The 17,661-nt window shown below is 39.2% G+C and carries 22 protein-coding genes and 2 riboswitches; of the genes, 8 read left to right on the forward strand and 14 right to left on the reverse strand.

The annotated features are described in order from the left end of the window. Positions 1-124 precede the first annotated feature (124 nt). Together mnmL and mnmM are read left to right on the forward strand one after the other, a co-directional pair. On the forward strand, positions 125-1,078 hold the full coding sequence (gene mnmL, locus L2716_RS11505; protein ID WP_236334739.1) for a tRNA modification radical SAM protein MnmL/YtqA: 954 nt from the start codon (positions 125-127) through the stop codon (positions 1,076-1,078). Beyond that, complete coding sequence (gene mnmM / locus L2716_RS11510; protein ID WP_236334741.1) at positions 1,075-1,647, forward strand: tRNA 5-(aminomethyl)-2-thiouridylate-methyltransferase MnmM; 573 nt, start codon at positions 1,075-1,077, stop codon at positions 1,645-1,647. Before mnmL ends, mnmM begins: the two co-directional genes overlap by 4 nt. Positions 1,648-1,718: 71 nt before the next feature. Here mnmM and msrA read toward each other — a convergent pair whose 3' ends face one another. From msrA to L2716_RS11525, 3 genes are all read right to left on the reverse strand, one after another. After that, on the reverse strand, positions 1,719-2,189 hold the full coding sequence (gene msrA, locus L2716_RS11515) for a peptide-methionine (S)-S-oxide reductase MsrA (RefSeq protein ID WP_236334743.1): 471 nt from the start codon (positions 2,187-2,189) through the stop codon (positions 1,719-1,721). A gap of 119 nt (positions 2,190-2,308) precedes the next feature. After that, positions 2,309-2,428, reverse strand: a riboswitch (SAM riboswitch). Between the two features lie 171 nt (positions 2,429-2,599). After that, the gene (locus tag L2716_RS11520; protein ID WP_236334744.1) at positions 2,600-3,667 is read right to left on the reverse strand and encodes a tetraprenyl-beta-curcumene synthase family protein; all 1,068 of its coding nucleotides are present in this window, start codon (positions 3,665-3,667) and stop codon (positions 2,600-2,602) included. A gap of 4 nt (positions 3,668-3,671) precedes the next feature. Beyond that, entirely contained in the window at positions 3,672-4,475 is an 804-nt protein-coding gene (locus L2716_RS11525) for an alpha/beta hydrolase (RefSeq protein WP_236334745.1), read from the reverse strand. 92 nt (positions 4,476-4,567) lie between these two features. Here L2716_RS11525 and L2716_RS11530 point away from each other — a divergent pair, with 92 nt between their 5' ends. After that, on the forward strand, positions 4,568-5,080 hold the full coding sequence (locus L2716_RS11530) for a gamma carbonic anhydrase (protein ID WP_236334747.1): 513 nt from the start codon (positions 4,568-4,570) through the stop codon (positions 5,078-5,080). On the opposite strand, the gene L2716_RS11535 is transcribed toward L2716_RS11530, so the two are convergent. From L2716_RS11535 to metK, 4 genes are all read right to left on the reverse strand, one after another. Next, complete coding sequence (locus L2716_RS11535) at positions 5,070-5,438, reverse strand: VOC family protein (protein ID WP_236334749.1); 369 nt, start codon at positions 5,436-5,438, stop codon at positions 5,070-5,072. The genes L2716_RS11530 and L2716_RS11535 overlap by 11 nt on opposite strands. Before the next feature lie 304 nt (positions 5,439-5,742). Continuing rightward, positions 5,743-6,363, reverse strand: a complete 621-nt coding sequence (locus tag L2716_RS11540) for a sterol desaturase family protein (RefSeq protein WP_236334751.1) — start codon at positions 6,361-6,363, stop codon at positions 5,743-5,745. 16 nt (positions 6,364-6,379) lie between these two features. Then, complete coding sequence (locus tag L2716_RS11545; RefSeq protein ID WP_236334753.1) at positions 6,380-7,051, reverse strand: GntR family transcriptional regulator; 672 nt, start codon at positions 7,049-7,051, stop codon at positions 6,380-6,382. Positions 7,052-7,223: 172 nt separating this feature from the next. Then, positions 7,224-8,417 carry a methionine adenosyltransferase gene (gene metK, locus L2716_RS11550; RefSeq protein ID WP_236334755.1) on the reverse strand — a complete coding sequence of 398 codons (1,194 nt, stop codon included), beginning with the start codon at positions 8,415-8,417 and terminating at the stop codon, positions 7,224-7,226. Positions 8,418-8,628: 211 nt separating this feature from the next. Then, a riboswitch (SAM riboswitch) is annotated at positions 8,629-8,717 on the reverse strand. 325 nt (positions 8,718-9,042) lie between these two features. Between metK and pckA the strand changes: the two genes are divergently transcribed. Beyond that, a complete protein-coding gene (gene pckA, locus L2716_RS11555; RefSeq protein WP_236334757.1) occupies positions 9,043-10,626 on the forward strand; it encodes a phosphoenolpyruvate carboxykinase (ATP) in 1,584 nt (527 codons plus the stop codon). A gap of 93 nt (positions 10,627-10,719) precedes the next feature. On the opposite strand, the gene L2716_RS11560 is transcribed toward pckA, so the two are convergent. Then, positions 10,720-11,511 carry an alpha/beta hydrolase family protein gene (locus L2716_RS11560; protein ID WP_236334759.1) on the reverse strand — a complete coding sequence of 264 codons (792 nt, stop codon included), beginning with the start codon at positions 11,509-11,511 and terminating at the stop codon, positions 10,720-10,722. Between the two features lie 89 nt (positions 11,512-11,600). Between L2716_RS11560 and L2716_RS11565 the strand changes: the two genes are divergently transcribed. The 3 genes from L2716_RS11565 to L2716_RS11575 are packed head-to-tail and all read left to right on the forward strand — an operon-like array spanning position 11,601 to position 14,175. Further along, positions 11,601-12,605 (forward strand): ABC transporter substrate-binding protein, encoded by a 1,005-nt coding sequence (locus L2716_RS11565; RefSeq protein WP_236334762.1) that lies wholly within the window; start codon positions 11,601-11,603, stop codon positions 12,603-12,605. A 15-nt stretch (positions 12,606-12,620) separates the two neighbouring features. Beyond that, positions 12,621-13,394, forward strand: a complete 774-nt coding sequence (locus L2716_RS11570; RefSeq protein WP_236334766.1) for an ABC transporter ATP-binding protein — start codon at positions 12,621-12,623, stop codon at positions 13,392-13,394. After that, the gene (locus tag L2716_RS11575) at positions 13,372-14,175 is read left to right on the forward strand and encodes an ABC transporter permease (RefSeq protein WP_236334769.1); all 804 of its coding nucleotides are present in this window, start codon (positions 13,372-13,374) and stop codon (positions 14,173-14,175) included. Before L2716_RS11570 ends, L2716_RS11575 begins: the two co-directional genes overlap by 23 nt. Here the strand turns inward: L2716_RS11575 and ytkD are convergent. The 5 genes from ytkD to L2716_RS11600 form a co-directional block, all read right to left on the reverse strand. Then, the gene (gene ytkD, locus L2716_RS11580) at positions 14,172-14,657 is read right to left on the reverse strand and encodes an RNA deprotection pyrophosphohydrolase (protein ID WP_236334771.1); all 486 of its coding nucleotides are present in this window, start codon (positions 14,655-14,657) and stop codon (positions 14,172-14,174) included. The genes L2716_RS11575 and ytkD overlap by 4 nt on opposite strands. A gap of 365 nt (positions 14,658-15,022) precedes the next feature. Continuing rightward, complete coding sequence (locus tag L2716_RS11585; protein WP_236334773.1) at positions 15,023-15,637, reverse strand: hypothetical protein; 615 nt, start codon at positions 15,635-15,637, stop codon at positions 15,023-15,025. Between the two features lie 161 nt (positions 15,638-15,798). Beyond that, positions 15,799-15,963 carry a hypothetical protein gene (locus L2716_RS11590; protein ID WP_236334775.1) on the reverse strand — a complete coding sequence of 55 codons (165 nt, stop codon included), beginning with the start codon at positions 15,961-15,963 and terminating at the stop codon, positions 15,799-15,801. Beyond that, positions 15,956-16,444, reverse strand: coding sequence for a hypothetical protein (locus L2716_RS11595; protein ID WP_236334777.1), 489 nt, complete (start codon positions 16,442-16,444; stop codon positions 15,956-15,958). Before L2716_RS11595 ends, L2716_RS11590 begins: the two co-directional genes overlap by 8 nt. Before the next feature lie 111 nt (positions 16,445-16,555). After that, positions 16,556-16,819 carry a holin gene (locus L2716_RS11600; protein WP_329610116.1) on the reverse strand — a complete coding sequence of 88 codons (264 nt, stop codon included), beginning with the start codon at positions 16,817-16,819 and terminating at the stop codon, positions 16,556-16,558. A 240-nt stretch (positions 16,820-17,059) separates the two neighbouring features. Here L2716_RS11600 and L2716_RS11605 point away from each other — a divergent pair, with 240 nt between their 5' ends. Further along, positions 17,060-17,272 carry a hypothetical protein gene (locus tag L2716_RS11605; protein ID WP_236334779.1) on the forward strand — a complete coding sequence of 71 codons (213 nt, stop codon included), beginning with the start codon at positions 17,060-17,062 and terminating at the stop codon, positions 17,270-17,272. A gap of 68 nt (positions 17,273-17,340) precedes the next feature. On the opposite strand, the gene abbA is transcribed toward L2716_RS11605, so the two are convergent. Beyond that, entirely contained in the window at positions 17,341-17,538 is a 198-nt protein-coding gene (gene abbA / locus L2716_RS11610; RefSeq protein WP_408005305.1) for an antirepressor AbbA, read from the reverse strand. Positions 17,539-17,661 lie beyond the last annotated feature (123 nt).

The raw sequence follows: 17,661 nt of genomic DNA on the forward strand, positions 1-17,661 counted from the left end.
TCTTTCCGCATGATGATCCGGTTTGGCGCGATTACATTCCCATGCTAAAATATGCCTAGAAGTGCGTGTTCAAATTTTGAACATCCTCTAGCAAGAAAATAACCATGAAAAGAAAGGGAAGCTTATGTCTGTACCTTCTCACTTTGGAGATAAACGTTACTATACATGGAACAAGCATTTAAAAGAACACTTTGGCTCAAAAATCATTAAAGTACCGATCGATGGTGGTTTTGATTGTCCGAATCGAGATGGAACCGTTGCATCAGGTGGTTGTACGTTTTGTTCACAAAGTGGTTCGGGCGATTTTGCCGGAGACCGCAAAGATGACCTTGTGAAACAGTTCCATACGATTAAAGACCGCATGCATCGTAAATGGAAGTCGGGTAAGTATATCGGATACTTTCAGGCCTTTTCAAATACACATGCACCGGTAGAAGAACTTCGCGAGAAATTTGAAGTGATTTTAGAACAAGAAGGTGTTGTTGGACTTGCGATCGCGACAAGACCAGACTGCCTTCCAGATGATGTCGTCGAATATCTCTCAGAACTTAATGAGCGAACATACTTATGGATAGAGCTTGGCCTTCAAACCGTTCATGAAGAAACGGCTGATCTCATTAACCGTGCACATGACTACCAATGTTATGTCGATGGCGTCAATAAGCTTAGAAAACATGGCATCCGAGTGTGCGCACATATTATCAATGGTCTCCCACAAGAAACACCTGAAATGATGATGGAAACTGCACGAGAAGTAGCAAAGCTCGATGTGCAAGGGATCAAAATTCACCTTCTCCATTTGTTGAAAAAGACACCTATGGTGAAACAATACGAAAAGGGATTAGTGGAATTCTTGGATTTCGATACGTATATTCAGCTTGTCTGTGATCAGCTAGAAATAATCCCGCCTGACATGATGATTCACCGTTTAACAGGTGACGGTCCTGCTGATCTATTAATTGGTCCGATGTGGAGTTTGAACAAATGGAATGTTCTCAATTCCATTGAGGCAGAGCTAGAGCGACGAGACAGCTATCAAGGAAAGTATTATGAGCCTGTTGGGGTGACTACCAAATGAACTTAAGTCGAGTGCTCCCTTTTGCGAAAGAGTTACTTCAGAAGGTGGTTGAACCTGGTGGCATCGTCGTTGACGCAACGATGGGAAACGGGCATGACACAGTTTACCTCGCTGAACTAGTCGGTGAAACCGGTCAGGTATATGGATTCGATGTCCAAGAAAAAGCCGTTACGAATACGAAAGAACGGTTACAAGAAAGAGGATTAGAAAACAGAGCGCAAATCCTTCTAAAAGGTCATGAAAGTGTTAAAGAAGTAATTCCAAGTGATCAACATGGCCAAGTGCAAGCTGCCATTTTCAACTTAGGTTATTTGCCAGGCAGCGATAAACAGATTATTACTAAGCCTGATTCTACTTTAAAAGCCGTTCAATCTCTACTAGACATTTTGAGACCAGGTGGCTTGATTATCCTCGTAGTCTATTACGGACACGAAGGTGGATCAGAAGAAAAAGAACAACTCATGAGCTACTTGAAAGAACTAGATCAACCAACCGCTCACGTTATGCAATATCAGTTCATTAATCAGAAAAACAACCCACCCTTTTTAATTGCGGTTGAAAAAAGATGAATACTTTAAAATGCTACAAAAGCCGAACTTACTCGAATGAGGGTTCGGCTTTTGTTTTGTTTATTTTAAAATTAAATTCCGCAAGCGACAGATCCGTTCTTTTGTAAATACTTTTGATGATATTCTTCTGCTTCATAAAAGAATGTAGCTGGTTCGATTTCTGTAACGATTGGCAGCTTAAAGGTACCTTTCTCAGTCCATTCCTTTATTTTTCTTTCTGCAACGTTTTGTTGATTCACATCAGAATAAAAAATGACTGAACGATATTGGTGTCCTATATCTAACCCTTGTTTATTTCTTGAAGTAGGATCGTGTACACCAAAGAATATATCTACTAATTCAGAATATGTGATTACGTTGGGGTCATATTGAATCTTTATTGCTTCTGCATGACCAGTTGTTCCTGTTTTCACTTGCTCATACGTCGGATTTTCGACGAAACCACCTGTATAACCGACACGAGTTTCAGTAATGCCTTCCAATTTCTCAAAGAATGCTTCAACTCCCCAGAAGCACCCAGCACCAAAGATCGCTAATTCCATTTCTCATCTTTCCTTTCTGAATAACGAAACTTCTATCGAGAGTTTTTGATCTAATCTAACGAAAAAAAAACCCGTTTCTCATCTAGCAAGAAAAGGGGTTCGTAGTAGTCCGTACGATCCTCTCATCTTCTAGGATAAATCCATCCTACAGGAATTGGCACCGTTCTCGTCAATCAAATAATTGATTCGATGGTTGCCGGGCATCAAAGGGCCAGTCCCTCCGCCTCTCTAGATAAGAAGTTTCTATTATTAAATTAATTATCATCTTACAATGTTTTGGTAATGTTGTAAAGGATTAAATTTGTTTAGATTTCCACTATTATATGACTACCTTATTAAATATGTGTAATTACAAATTAAAAAAGTTACATAACTTTACTACCAAGTCATGTAACTCCTTACTCATCGTATCAAGATGTTTTCACTTTCCGGTAAACGAAGCTGTTCCAATAAAAGTAGTAAGCAGGCAAACCACCGGCTCGCATCAGCTTCTTAAAGACACTCTGTACTTCCGGCTGGTTTTTCACTTTTGTATCGGTAGAGTATATGCCAAGTAATCCACGTGTAATCAATGAGTGAAATCTAGAGTGTGGAAGGGCTCTTGCTGCTTCATCAGCCTTGTTAAAGAAATGCATTAATCTATCCATCATCTGTTCCTTGTTCTCATAATAGAAACAAAAATTCAGATCTCCGCCTTCCTGATCCTCTTCCTGATCAATTAAATAGTCCATCATAATGTGTAACCCTTGAATCCACGGGAAATATCCTTCTTTAATTTTATCGACAAGGTCCGGACTCAAGTCTTTGTTCGTCGCATAAGAAACTAGACAGAAAATCCCGATTGTCGACCCTGCGCATGCCGAAAATTCATACCAACTCATAGCTGGTAGGTCTCGTTCATTTTCGGTAAACCATTGTTGTAAACGAGGAACCCGCTCTTCATGAATGACATGCTTATGTATTTGCAGGTTACTATAATGCCGCTCTAGCTCAATTAGGGATTTTGCGATTTGTTCAAAACTCGGTAATTTTGCTAAAATCGTCTGGCACGTACTGACGAGGTCGTGTAAGTAGCCACCGTCATTTTGGTCTTCACGTAGCGCATAATAATTTTCTAGTTCAGTACCTGGCGATAAGGCATGTTCCATTGATTGATGTAATAGCGCAAAATCCTCAGGATCCAGTGATGTACTTCGGTCACAGAGGTTATCCAAATAATCGCTAATCGTTTGGTAGGCGATGATAAACCGGATGACTTCACTTCGCCACTTATCATCAGCACTCAATAAAGCATAAATCCCTCCACCCTCACAATGAAAGGTTTTTGTATCTATGCTCTCTAGCGCTTGTGTCCTAAGTTCGCTATTCGGAATTTGTTCCGCCCGTTGTTTCCATACCGCTAGTTCTTTATGAACCGAGGGGAGGACTTGTCTATATATTTTGTTCATTAATGACCATGGTTGTGACGGTACATTCATGCCATCACTCCTTATGACTTTTTTCTCTTACAATTAAATTTAATTCAACATACTGGTGTATATATTGGAAGACGAGACCACGTTCTGGATCATTCAATACTTCATGGTAAAGTGCAGGCCATTCTTTATAGGCTTTTTCCGCCATATTCAACTGGTTGAACCATTCCCTTACCTTTTCTTTATCGACAATCAAGTCATCTCCGCCTTGAACAACTAATAAAGGCAGATCCGGAAACCGATGAACAGAGGCAAATGCAGCTTTCATCGCATCCATTAGCTCCCTGTACCAACGGATGGATACTTTTTTGACAAGTAGGAAATCCTCAGAGTCTCGTTTCAAAACCTCTTCTGATCGCGTCCCTCTTGGGCGACCCTTACTCGATCTTAATCGTAAACTCGGATACACTTTATTTAAAACTTTCGATACAGCATCTATCGCTTTTGGAGGTTTCTCGACGATTCCAAGAGCAGGAGATGACAAAAGCACAGCGGCTAATGGGAGATTCTTCTCTGTAACCGTTCGAATTACAGCAAGCCCGCCCATACTATGCCCAAATAAATATATGGGTAGATCAAAATGCTTCGCTTCATCTACCCATGATTCTATCGTTTCGATGTATTCATCAAAGGAATGGATATGACCGCGGTTTCTACGCGTTAATCCTTGCCCAGGTAGGTCGCCCATAACTACATGATAGCCCTTTGACACCCATTTTGAACAGAGCCATTCATATCTGCCATGATGCTCACCTGCGCCATGCACCATTACGATGACTGCCTTTGCTTCAGGTGCTTCCCATATCCACATGATGCTCCCCCTTTTCTTCTCGCCAATAATTTGCTAAACTGCTTATGATTTATACAACTATATGTATTCCCATAGGAAAGAGGATGATACTTTTGATTTATCCTTATCAAGGTTCAGAACCTAAGATTGATTCAAGTGTTTACATTGCTGATGGTGTAATAATCTCAGGCGATGTGACGATTCAAGAGAAATCTTCCATCTGGTTTAATACGGTCATCCGTGGAGATGTAGCCCCTACTTATATTGGTAAGCGGGTAAACATTCAAGACCTCTCCATGCTGCACCAGAGCCCTAATACACCTCTTGTCATTGAAGACGATGTTACAGTCGGTCACCAAGTTACCTTACATAGCTGTACCATACGGAAAAATGCACTTATTGGAATGGGCTCACTCATATTAGACGGTGCTGAAATTGGTGAAGGTGCATTTATCGGAGCAGGTAGTCTCGTTCCACCTGGCAAAAAAATTCCCCCGAACACCTTAGCGTTTGGACGTCCCGCAAAGGTCGTTAGAAACATCAATGAAAATGATCTACAAGAGATGGAACGCGTCCGAACTGAATATGTTGAGCGCGGTCAATATTACAAAACGCTTAAGCGTTAAATTCAATAATATTTCCATCAGGATCTTGTACGAACACTTGATGCCAGCCGGTTTTACTGGCTGGTTTATCTAAATAGGTGCACCCAGCTTTTTCGAGGCGATCGATTAATTCCTGAACGGAATCCACTCGAATCGCAAAATGAGCACTTCTACTATTTAAAGTAGGCATTGCATCTTCATTGAGAGATGAATTTACAATTAAGTGTAGCTGAGTACCCCCAAGGTTGTACCAAATACCCTCAAAGTCAAAGTCAGGTCTTTCTTCACTAACTTCAAACCTCAACACCTTTTCATAAAAAGACCTAGCCCGCTTCAGCTTCTTCACTTCTAATGAAACATGATGGATCTGTTTATACATGACTCATCCCTCCTTATCTACTATTCTTTTATACCCACTTTCACCATTTTATCATCCTATCATTTTTTATGATAATAATTAAGGATAGAGAGAGCCCGTCTGTATATGAGGGATGGACTGATTTTTCCACTTATCGTGCAAAACTCGGAATTTATCGTGCAAAACTCCAATTTTATCGTGCAAAACTCCAATTTTATCGATCAAAACTCCAACTTTATCGATCAAAACTCTATTTTTATCGAACATCCCATCATTTTCTCGCTCTACACAAAAAAACAGCTGACTATACGAGCCAGCCTGTTATTTACATATCAAATGTTCGTTTCTCTAAATCTCTTGCCGTCTTACTCGTCTCGACGGTCTTTTCCTCCTTCATCGTTCCGAATAGGTAATCGCCAACTGGATTTGAGACGCCATACCAATAATTTTCATTTTTATAATGGTGGAGGATGTGAATCTTTTTCATCCAAACTCCGAATTTCGTTCTCGGTTTAATCGGTCTATGCGCAACGTAATGCTTCCATTCGTAAAAGAAAAGCATCACTTTCAAACCGCACATGAAAGCTAATGTGTAAAATAAATTTCCTGAAATGATATAAAAAAGTGCTGACCAAACGATCATGTTCGGGATACTGTACCACAAAGGAAGAAAGAGTAGATGTAAGTCATCTGGATCTGAATGATGATCATAATGTAGTCGTTTCAACATCTTGAGAAGGAATGGATTCTGAGGTGTTTTTAAATGGAAGAGAAATCGATGTGTCATATATTCACTTAAAGAAAACGCGATTAATCCAATTGCGAAAGATATGGCGATCCATCCTCCTTTACCAAATAGGATAATTACAGTCATGTTAGCAGCAATTAGACACGACAAAATGAAAATATCAGGAAAGAGGAAGAAATCTCGATACACTTTGCTCATGTGAACCTCCTATTTTTTAATGATTCCTTTGTTTCCACATCTCGATACTTTGATCCATCATCCGTTCAGCGAGTTGCTTAGCTTGATCTGGATTGTTTGCAACTGCTGCTCCAATTAAGTCTCGGTAATAGCTCATGGAAACTTCTCGGTACGGTTGCTCTTCAAAATATAATGTTGCCATTTTAATATATAACCTTTGGAAGCTGTTTAGGATCAATAAGTATATCGGATTGGAGGAGGCTGCGGCTAATCCTCGTTGGAGCTTCCAATCAAATTCAGCAAAAGCTGACGCTTCATCTGCTAACTGATCCATTTCCGTCAACAGAGAAACCACTTGCATCGAATTTGTTTCTACTGCCCCGTGCACATATGCTGGTAGTAATGCCCTTCTCAATTCTAAAAGATGAACAATAAAAGCATCTGGCATATCTGCCTCTTGCTCTAAATAATGGACAAGTGTCATTAAATTTCCTTGTCTCCAGTAATCATTGACGACCGCCCTTTGTCCTTTACGAATCGTTATCCAACCATCGCGTTCTAGTCGTTGTAGTACTTCTCGGATCACAGGTCTTCCAACTTCAAAATGAGCAGCTAATTCTCGTTCTGAAGGTACTAATGTATTGCAGGCATATCCTCCGTTCATCACTCTTTCGATGATAATTTTTTCAATTCGGTCAGTTGTTCTCATTGTTCACACCTACTTTATGGTAATACCACTTTTTATTCTGGTAATACCAGTCTATTCTATCTAACGTCACAAATGCAACAATTTTCTGATAATTAAATACTCAAACTTTTTCCAACAACAAAAAACCCTAAACGACCACAATCGTTTAGGGTTCATTTCACACATCATGTTACTATGCGTTGTTTTTCAAAATTTCTGCTTTATCTGTTCGCTCCCATGGGAGTTCAATGTCCGTACGTCCGAAGTGACCGTATGCTGCAGTTTGCTTATAAATTGGACGGCGAAGATCAAGCATATTAATAATACCAGCTGGACGAAGATCGAAATTCGCACGAACCAGCTCAACAAGCTTTTCTTCAGAAACTGTTCCCGTCTCAAATGTATCAATTGAGATCGATACAGGTTGCGCTACACCTATTGCATAAGCGAGTTGAACTTCACATTTGTCAGCAAGTCCAGCAGCAACAATGTTCTTCGCAACGTAACGTGCAGCATATGCAGCAGAGCGGTCTACTTTTGTAGGATCCTTACCAGAAAACGCTCCCCCACCATGACGTGCATATCCACCGTAAGTATCTACGATAATCTTACGTCCTGTTAAACCAGCGTCACCTTGTGGTCCACCGATTACAAAGCGACCAGTTGGGTTAATGAAATATTTTGTATCTTCATCAATCAATTCAGTAGGTACAACTGGATTGATGACATGCTCCTTCAAGTCACGCTTGATCTGCTCAAGTGTAACCTCTGGATGATGTTGTGTTGAGATGACAACCGTATCAACTCGAACAGGTTGATTGTTTTCGTCATATTCTACGGTTACTTGCGTTTTTCCATCTGGACGGAGGTAAGGGACGACTTCATTCTTTCTTACATCTGCCAAACGGCGGCTTAACTTATGAGAAAGTGAAATAGGCAATGGCATCAGTTCTGATGTTTCATTACAAGCGTAACCAAACATTAAACCTTGATCTCCTGCCCCAATTGCATCAATTTCCTCATCAGACATCGTGCCTTCTCTAGCTTCAAGAGCTTTGTCGACACCTTGAGCAATGTCTGCCGACTGCTCATCAATAGATGTAAGAACTGCACATGTCTCATAATCAAATCCATATTTTGCTCGTGTATAGCCAATACCTTTAACTGTTTCACGAACAATTTTAGGAATGTCTACATAAGTAGAAGTAGTAATTTCACCTGCAACAAGTACAAGACCAGTATTAACAGATGTTTCACACGCAACCCGAGCGTTCGGATCACTTGATAGAATTTCGTCTAGAATTGCATCTGAGATTTGATCACAAATTTTGTCTGGATGACCTTCTGTGACCGATTCAGAAGTAAAAAGACGTCTGCTAGTTGACATTACGGAACCTCCTCGGCGATAACCAATATCGCTGATAATTGATACGGTACTCATTCCGTACGAAAAAAGTGCCATCAATCAGATGAAAACTTAAAGCAAAATACTTTTTCATTTTCACCTCTGCACTTGTACCTAAGAAAGGATTCATATTATAGACGAAAAAAAACCTTTCCCTTGTAGAGGAAAGGTGGTTCGTTGTAAACCTTTCACCCTCTTATTTTTCAGGTTAGCACCTTCTCACCTATGGTGTCGGTTGCTGGGTTTCATTGGGCCTGTCCCTCCACCTACTCGGAATAAGAGTAGCCGTTCTCGCAATATAATATCGCAGTACGCGGGGGTTGTCAACGAAAGTACACTTATTAAATAGCTCTGTTAATGAATAAAGTTGTTTTTTTGTTTGGAAATTAAAGTTAAGCTTACATGTACTATGTGCAATAAATTGAAATGTAAACTACGAAATGAAGTTAAGGTCAACAACTGCGCCTATTTAATCGTAAACTAAGGTTTGATTCGTCACAAAAACGGAAATATAGTATACATTATTAAAATAAATATGTTATACTAATTCAGACGAATAGGATGTATAATGATTTAAACAATATTATGTTGTAAAGGATGGGTTTACATGAATACGGCACAATTTACTTCACTTACCGATGAACTTATAAGTAAATCTACAACTCAAAAGAATTTAGCAACTCCGACTTTAGTTGAAAAAGCAATCTCACGTGGCGAAGGTGTCCTTTCATCAACAGGTGCATTACAAGTTGAAACAGGAAAATACACAGGTCGTTCACCTAAAGATAAATATATCGTAATGGAACCTTCTGTGAAAGACAAGATTGACTGGGGATCGGTCAACCAGCCAATTGAAGAAGAGAAATTCAATAACTTATATAGAAAAGTACTTAAATACTTAGATGAAAAAGAAGAAACTTTCGTATTTGAAGGTTTCGCTGGTGCGGACAAAGCTTATCAATTACCACTTCAAGTCATTAATGAATATGCTTGGCACAATCTTTTTGCTCGTCAGCTTTTCATCCGCCCAAATGAAAGCGATTTAAATGGCTTTACACCGCAATTTCAAGTTATTTCTGCACCAGGATTTCTTGCAGATCCTGAAGTAGATGGAACGAATTCTGAAACGTTTATTATTATCTCATTTGAAAAACGGATCGTACTCATCGGTGGTACTGAATATGCTGGAGAAATTAAGAAATCCATCTTTTCTGTCATGAACTACATCCTGCCAGAACAAGATATCCTTTCTATGCACTGTTCAGCAAATGTAGGGCAAGAAGGCGATGTTGCTTTGTTTTTCGGACTAAGTGGTACTGGGAAGACGACACTATCCGCTGACCCTAATCGCCGACTTATTGGTGATGATGAACACGGTTGGGCAAATAACGGTGTCTTTAATATTGAAGGTGGATGCTACGCAAAATGTATCAACCTTTCTGCAGAAAAAGAACCACAAATCTGGAATGCTATTAAATTCGGAACTGTTCTTGAGAACGTCGTATCCGATAAAGAAACGCGCGAAGTTGATTATGACAACACGACATTGACTGAAAATACGCGTGCGGCATATCCGATTGATGCCATTCCGAATGTCATCACGCCAAGTGTTGCAGGAAACCCGAACACGATCATCTTCTTGACTGCTGATGCATTCGGCGTATTGCCTCCAATCAGTAAGCTAACTAAAGAACAAGCCATGTATCACTTCCTATCTGGCTACACAAGTAAACTTGCTGGAACAGAGCGTGGCGTAACATCACCACAAGCGACGTTCTCTACTTGCTTCGGTTCTCCATTTTTACCTTTGCATGCTGAACGTTACGCTAAAATGCTTGGTGAGAAAATAGAACAACACGATGTGGACGTTTATCTCGTAAACACTGGCTGGTCTGGTGGAGAGTATGGCGTAGGTAAGCGAATGAACCTTCCATATACACGTGCAATGGTTCAAGCTGCACTTGAAGGAGAATTACGCTCAACTGAGACAGTAAAGGATCCGATCTTCGGACTAAACATACCAACTCAGTGCCCAGGCGTACCTGGTGAAGTTTTACAACCTAAGAAAACTTGGGCAGACCAAGAGGCTTACGATGCAAAAGCGAAGGAACTTGCATTGAAGTTCAAAGAAAACTTCAACAAATTCGAAAATGTAAGCAGTGACATTAAAAACGCAGGACCAACTGTATAACATAAGCAAAAAGGGGTGACCATAATGGTCGCTCCTTTTTTAATTGTATTCCGTACATGAGGGGGCATGTGATTTGTCTAGCTCCTTCGACCTCTACTCCTTCTGATTTTTCATCCAATCGCAAAGATCGTGAGTGACTTGTCGCTTTTTCTCTGGATTGAAGTGATGATCGTCTTGTATGTACCACGTTTCGTATGATCGATCGTTCGACTTCAACTCCTCTTCAAGCAAATACGCATGCTTAATCGATACATTTTCATCGTAAACACCATGAATAATTAAGACTGGCGCCTTAAATTTCGACACTTCTGTTAGTGGTGTACGCCATTCATACCGTTCAGGATATTTATAGACAGATCCTCCAACGACACGCTTCATCATCTTACGTAAGCTATGTCGTTCTTCATACGTAAGCTTCATATCGGTTACCCCTCCCCATACGACAACAGATTGAATCATATGAGGAAATTGAGCTGCCGTAAACAAAGCCATCGGTCCTCCTCTTGAAAAGCCAAAGACATGTAGATCTCCCGAGTCCGTACAAGACAAACTCTCTAGTACTTGGAGGGCTGAAAAGGCATCATTACGATCTTCACCACAGAAGTCCTCAAACCCCTCTCCGCCTTCATTTCCTCGATAGTGCGGAGCAAAGACGACAAAACCTCTTGAAGCAAACTGGATCACTCTAGAAATTCTTACCTTCCCTACTTGTTTAATACCACCTCTCAAATACAACAGTCCTGGTAACTCATCTTCATGATCGGGAACTGCTAACAGTCCTTTTACGAGAAGACCATCACTTCGATAGGAAACCACAAACAGTTTTATGTGAGGATGTGGAGATGGAAAGCGTTGCATATGTTCAATTTGGTTGGATTCATACATAGTTACACCTCTCGTCAAAAATTAGGCGAACACACATTTTTGAGTCCGCTCATACACTATTTCGACTATAGTTTTGTGGAGGGAAATTTATGTTTAATAAGATAAGACGGCATATTGTAGGAGCTGTTACTATATTGCTAGCTGTGACGATCATCGCAGCAGGATGCTCCAATAATTCTTCCAATGATAAAGTAAGAGTTGCAGAGGTTACACGATCCATTTTCTATGCACCTCAATACGTTGCCATTGAAAAAGGTTTTTTTGAAGAAGAAGGGATTGAGATTGACCTTACGACAACTTGGGGCGGAGACAAAACCATGACCACCTTGTTATCAAATGGAGCTGATATTGCACTTGTCGGTTCTGAGACAACAATTTATGTATACGCTCAAGGAACGAACGATCCAGTCATCAACTTTGCTCAATTAACACAAACCGATGGCACCTTCCTTGTCGCACGAGAAAAGCCGGAGACTTTCGCATGGGACCAATTGAAAGGTAGCACTTTCCTAGGTCAGCGAAAAGGCGGAATGCCACAAATGGCAGGTGAATTCGGTCTAAGAAAACATGGTATTGATCCTCATAAAGATCTCAATCTTATTCAAAATATAGAGTTCGCTAATATCGCCAATTCATTCGCTTCAGGCACAGGAGACTATGTACAATTGTTTGAACCAACTGCAAGCTTGTTTGAACAAGAAGGAATCGGACACATCGTTGCTTCATTTGGTAAAGAATCAGGAAAAATTCCTTATACTACTTTCATGACAAAGCAAAGCTATCTGAACGAAAATGAAGATGTCATTGAACGATTCACACGTGGACTATACAAAGCTCAGCAATGGGTCGATAGCCACTCTGCAAAAGAAATAGCTGAAGTAATCGCTCCTTACTTTGATGATACGCCAATCGATTTAATTGAAACAGTAACTCAACGATACAAAGAACAGCACAGTTATGCAACGAATCCGATCCTGGATATAGAAGAATGGAATAACCTTCAAACCATTATGGATGAAGCAGGAGAACTGCCTAAACAAGTTGACCATGACATTCTAGTCAACACTGAAATCGCTGAAAAAGTTGCCCAGTAAGAGGAGGAGATCCAGTTGTCTTTCTTAACAATCGATCGACTCACTCATGCTTACTTCTCCCCAACATCTATCACAAACGCACTTGAAGATATTACACTTGAGGTTGAAGAGGGAGAGTTCGTTTCCCTCCTCGGACCAAGTGGCTGCGGGAAAACTACATTATTATCATTAATAGCAGGTTTACTAAAACCAACAGTAGGTTCTATTAAAGTGAATAATGAATATGTGCAAAACGCTCAACATCAAATAGGATATATGTTTCAGCAAGATTACCTTTTTCCTTGGCGTACGATTGAAGAAAACATTTTGCTTGGGTTGAAGATACAACATAAATTAGATGACATGAGCACGACATTCACGCTCGATTTACTTGATCAGTTAAACCTAAGTCATACGCGTTCTAAATATCCTCGTGAGCTTTCTGGGGGGATGAGACAGCGCATTGCTCTCGTGAGAACACTAGCGACACAACCTGTTCTTCTTTTGCTAGATGAACCTTTCTCAGCATTAGATTATCAGACGAAACTTAAGCTTGAAAATCTAGTATTCAAAACATTGAAAGAACATCACAAAACTGCGGTGCTCGTTACGCATGACATTGGGGAATCTATTGCAATGTCTGACCGTGTAGTCGTCCTATCTGCCAATCCAGGTAAAATAAAATCAATCCACACAGTCCCAGAACATTTACGAAAAATAGAACCCTTACACGTTCGAAATCATCCAGATTTCAAGCACATCTTCCAGACAATCTGGGAGGAGTTGAATGAACTTGATCACGAAAATTGAAGAGGCTTACGAGCGGTATATTTACAAGGAAAAGAAAACACGACGATCCGTTTTCTTTACACAGTTCTTCCTGTTTGTTCTCTTTATCACCATTTGGGAATTGGCTTCAATACAAGCTTGGATCAATCCATTGCTCTTTAGTTCCCCAAGTAAGATATTGACCCTTCTCATCAACAAATTAGAAGACGGTTCACTCCTTATTCACGTTGCAGTTACAACCGGGGAAACACTGGCAAGTTTTATAATTGCTACCCTATTAGGTACAGCAGTTGCCGCCATTCTATGGTGGGTTCCGTTTATCTCTAAAGTTTCTGATCCTTACCTTGTTGTATTAAATGCGATGCCTAAAGTGGCTTTAGGTCCAATTCTCATTGTTGCACTTGGACCGGGTTATGTATCAATCATCGCGATGGGCGTGTTAATTTCCTTTATTATTACTACCTTAGTTGTGTACGCTGCTTTTCATGAAACAGATCAGAATTATATTAAAGTAGTTGAAACATTTGGAGGTAATAAAAGCCAAGTGTTTAGAGAGGTTACATTCCCTGCAGCAATACCGACAATCATTTCAACACTGAAAGTGAATGTCGGTTTGTCTTGGGTAGGTGTGATTGTTGGGGAATTCCTAGTATCTAAAGAAGGTTTAGGGTACTTGATTATCTACGGGTTTCAAGTGTTCAATTTCACACTCGTCCTGCTGAGTCTGTTGGTCATTGCAGTCTTAGCAACCTTCATGTACACAGGAGTTGGGATGCTCGAAAGGAAATTACGGAAACGTTAAAACTGAGTAATTCCCTCTTTCAACATGTACGCTAAACTTCGTTCTAGTACTTGGTCTTTCATCATAAAACTGTATTTATGATCATTCTTAATCGAAGCAGGGAGATTCTTCTTAAGTAAAGGTCCATTAGTTTCAAAGTAATGGGCCTTTAAACTTATCTTTTCAATTGTTGCAAAATATACATTCTTGATGATTGTACCGCCCTTACCATTCACACGATACTGTCCTAGGTAATAAAGTTCGTCCACTGTTGCTCCTGTTTCTTCATAGACTTCCCTAACAGCAGCTATTTCAGCTGTCTCTCCTTCTTCTACTTTCCCTCCAGGAAATTCAATTCCTCTTCTCGGATGCTCAGTAAGCAACCATTGCCCTTTGAACCGACAAATAATCCATACGTGCTTAGGTGAGGAGGAATATGGATGATCAGTAAAAGATAACTCCACTTCATTATGATAATAATCTTCAAAAGTAAAACAACTCATTAGCAAAACTCCAATTTATCTCTGTCCTTTAGAAATACGCAAAAAAACCTTTAAGTCACCTGATATCCTGATGAACGGCAATCGTTGCAGTCTGACATTAACTCTAAAGCGAGTGACTAGGTTGTGGAGCTCTTATTTCTTAGCGATTAGGAAAAAGCTTCTGCCTCTATTTTACATGAACGATATAAAAAATACAGTTGAAAACCATTAGAGGGATTCCATTGAATAAAAAGGAACTAATGATAGCTTATAAAAAGCAAAGGAAGACTTTTCCCATTTAAGCAATAGTCCTACACATCAAGATATGTAGGAGCATAAGTTAAACAGAAAAAGTCAACTCACTCTTCCTATAGTGACATTTCAGGTTACTTCACTTCAGCAGATTGAATTTTCCATCGATCATTGTCCATAGTAAATGACACTTGAATGAAATAATTCCCATATAAATCAGATTGGTTTTCTTGATTTAATTGATAATTCTCTTCATCAAGTTTTACCAATTCAGAAGGTTCTCCCTTCATCACCCATGGAGGTAATTCTGTTGGAATGATGTACAAACCATCTTTCTTTTCTTCATAAAGTCCGTCAACATAATATTTGGAAAGATCTTCAGAAGCATATTGACTAAGGTGATTTATCAAACCATCTTTCGTATCAAATTGATTCACCTTATTATTTTCACCTGTTGGTTGAATCACTTCATTCATGAACGTATCAGTAAGTTTAATGAAATCGCCTTTATCTGGATGATGACTGTCGGTGTTTTTAGTCGTTGTAGTCGTTTTGACTTGTTTTTCTAACGATGTATGTAATGTACTCGCCACCGCAACATTCTCATTAACTTCAATAGGTTCCATTGAGAATGACTTTTTCGAGAGGTCTTCACTTGCATACTGTTTGGAAGTCGTCTGTTCACCATATGAAAAAAGTCCAAAGACAATAAGTATCCCTATTAAAAGTGGTAATAAACTCTTCTTCATGACCCAAACTCCCCTTTATCAAATAATTTTGATCGTCTATTATTATTCTGAACTAGTTTTAATATTGGTATACCTGTTTTGCTTCTCTATAAAACATTACTTCAATTGGACGTTTGCTAATACATTCAATATGCACAAACAATAACCTTCAAACATTATACCTATTTATTCCATTTATCAATGAAATAATTCGCCATTCTTTTTACTTGTTGATTGTATTTTGTAGAAGGAACATCATTTTTAGAAGATAATGTTATGATTTGCCGAAATCGATCCACAAATAAAGAAATCATCACCTCGATTTCAGGTAATGATTTCTTATCCACTATTTAATTCTCTTATGATATTCTCACAGTTTTCAGTAAAGCTCTCAAAACCGGAACGCTCGACTCGAAACACGGGTGATTCCATCTTTGCATGCCTATCTAAAATCTCAAATTGACGATATACCTGAATCAATTGGTCAGCCAATACGGTGTCCATTTTAGCGATCTCATACTTTACTTTATCCCATTCATCAAGTTGAAATAGATAGGTTTCCTTCCATACTCTTTCATCACCCTGTAACTCGATATTACCCAATTCTAAAAACTCCTGAAGGCTACCAGCATTTCTCGTATCTTTACGTAAGTATAGCTTGAAATTCTCCTGTATTTCTTGTGGTAATGCCGTTTTAGCTAGTTCTTTAGCTTTTACTTGATTGTCTCGCGATTCAAATCTGTGTCTAAGCTTCAGCCGAAAATAAACAGCTGCTAAAGTTGTCAAAATACTAACAACCATGGACACGATGAAAAATGTCCACTCCATAATCATAACCTCCAGCTTGTACTCCCTTACCCTATTATATGAAGTTTCACTTAAAGGAACTCTCATTCACACAGATTATGCAGCCTATTTTTCACAAACAAGCCCAATTATTTATTTATGGCGAGGTCCAACTCGATATTTTCCAACTTCATAAAGACCTGTGGCTGCGAGTCCTGCCATTGTACCAGCCCAAGTCCTTAAAGCCCAATCTAAATCGGTCAATGGGAATGCCATCAATCCAACTACTAATCCAATTATTAAACTTACAATATTGATAAACCGTTTTGGAATAAGAAATGTTCGTTTTGCCACTTCTGTCAATCCAGTCACAATAGGAGTCATAACCGATGCAAACATAATGACTTGTTCCATCATTTCAATCCCCCCTCAACAATACAAATTCCATATCTGTATACGTTTCGCCTCTATTATAACGTTAAATAGGTAGATGGATGGAGTTCATTACAAAACGGTTCATTTCTTCTTACTTTATGAATATGAAATAGCAAAAATGCTTTTATACTGAGTTGAAATTCTCTTTGCCATGAATACTTCTTGATCAGAATTGAAAGAATGAGATTAACAGAAGAAACTATTTACTTTAGGAGTGTAAATATGAACAAGGAGTATGACCATTACTTAATCCTTTTAGAAAATCAAAAATTAAATTGGTGGGGTTATGCGAGGAGAGTACCTACTGAATTCAGACCTCCTCATTACACAAATTATTGGTCCTATTTAAGAACGCGAAACACCGCATCTAAACGTTATATTAAAGAAGCAGAGTGGAGAATGGAAGCAAGAAGAAAAGGTTTACTCGATAATTAATTGAAGTCAATAAGAAAAAGCAGATCCTGAAATGTCGAATGAATACCACATTCCGGATCTGCTTTCATTTATACACCAACTTTATGTAAGCGAAGCAATAATGAATTCAAATTACGTACTCGTTGTTCTTCACTATTCTTTAAGCCAGTTTCAATATCTGTTAATTCACAACTCACAACTTCAGATGCATATCTTTGCTCTAAAACGACTTCCAGTAATAACTCTCTCTCTTCTTCTGTCAGTCTTTCTTTGGCTATAACCCCCATAACCATCCCCCTTTAAAAGTTCTTACTAATATTATAACTGTATAGAAATCAACTAGAAAGGGTTTTTGTGAAAATCTTCGGGCCTCTAAATATTGGTAACTGAAAGAACCATTGATATAACTA

Source organism: Pseudalkalibacillus berkeleyi (assembly GCF_021608225.1).
Classification (GTDB): domain Bacteria; phylum Bacillota; class Bacilli; order Bacillales; family Fictibacillaceae; genus Pseudalkalibacillus; species Pseudalkalibacillus berkeleyi.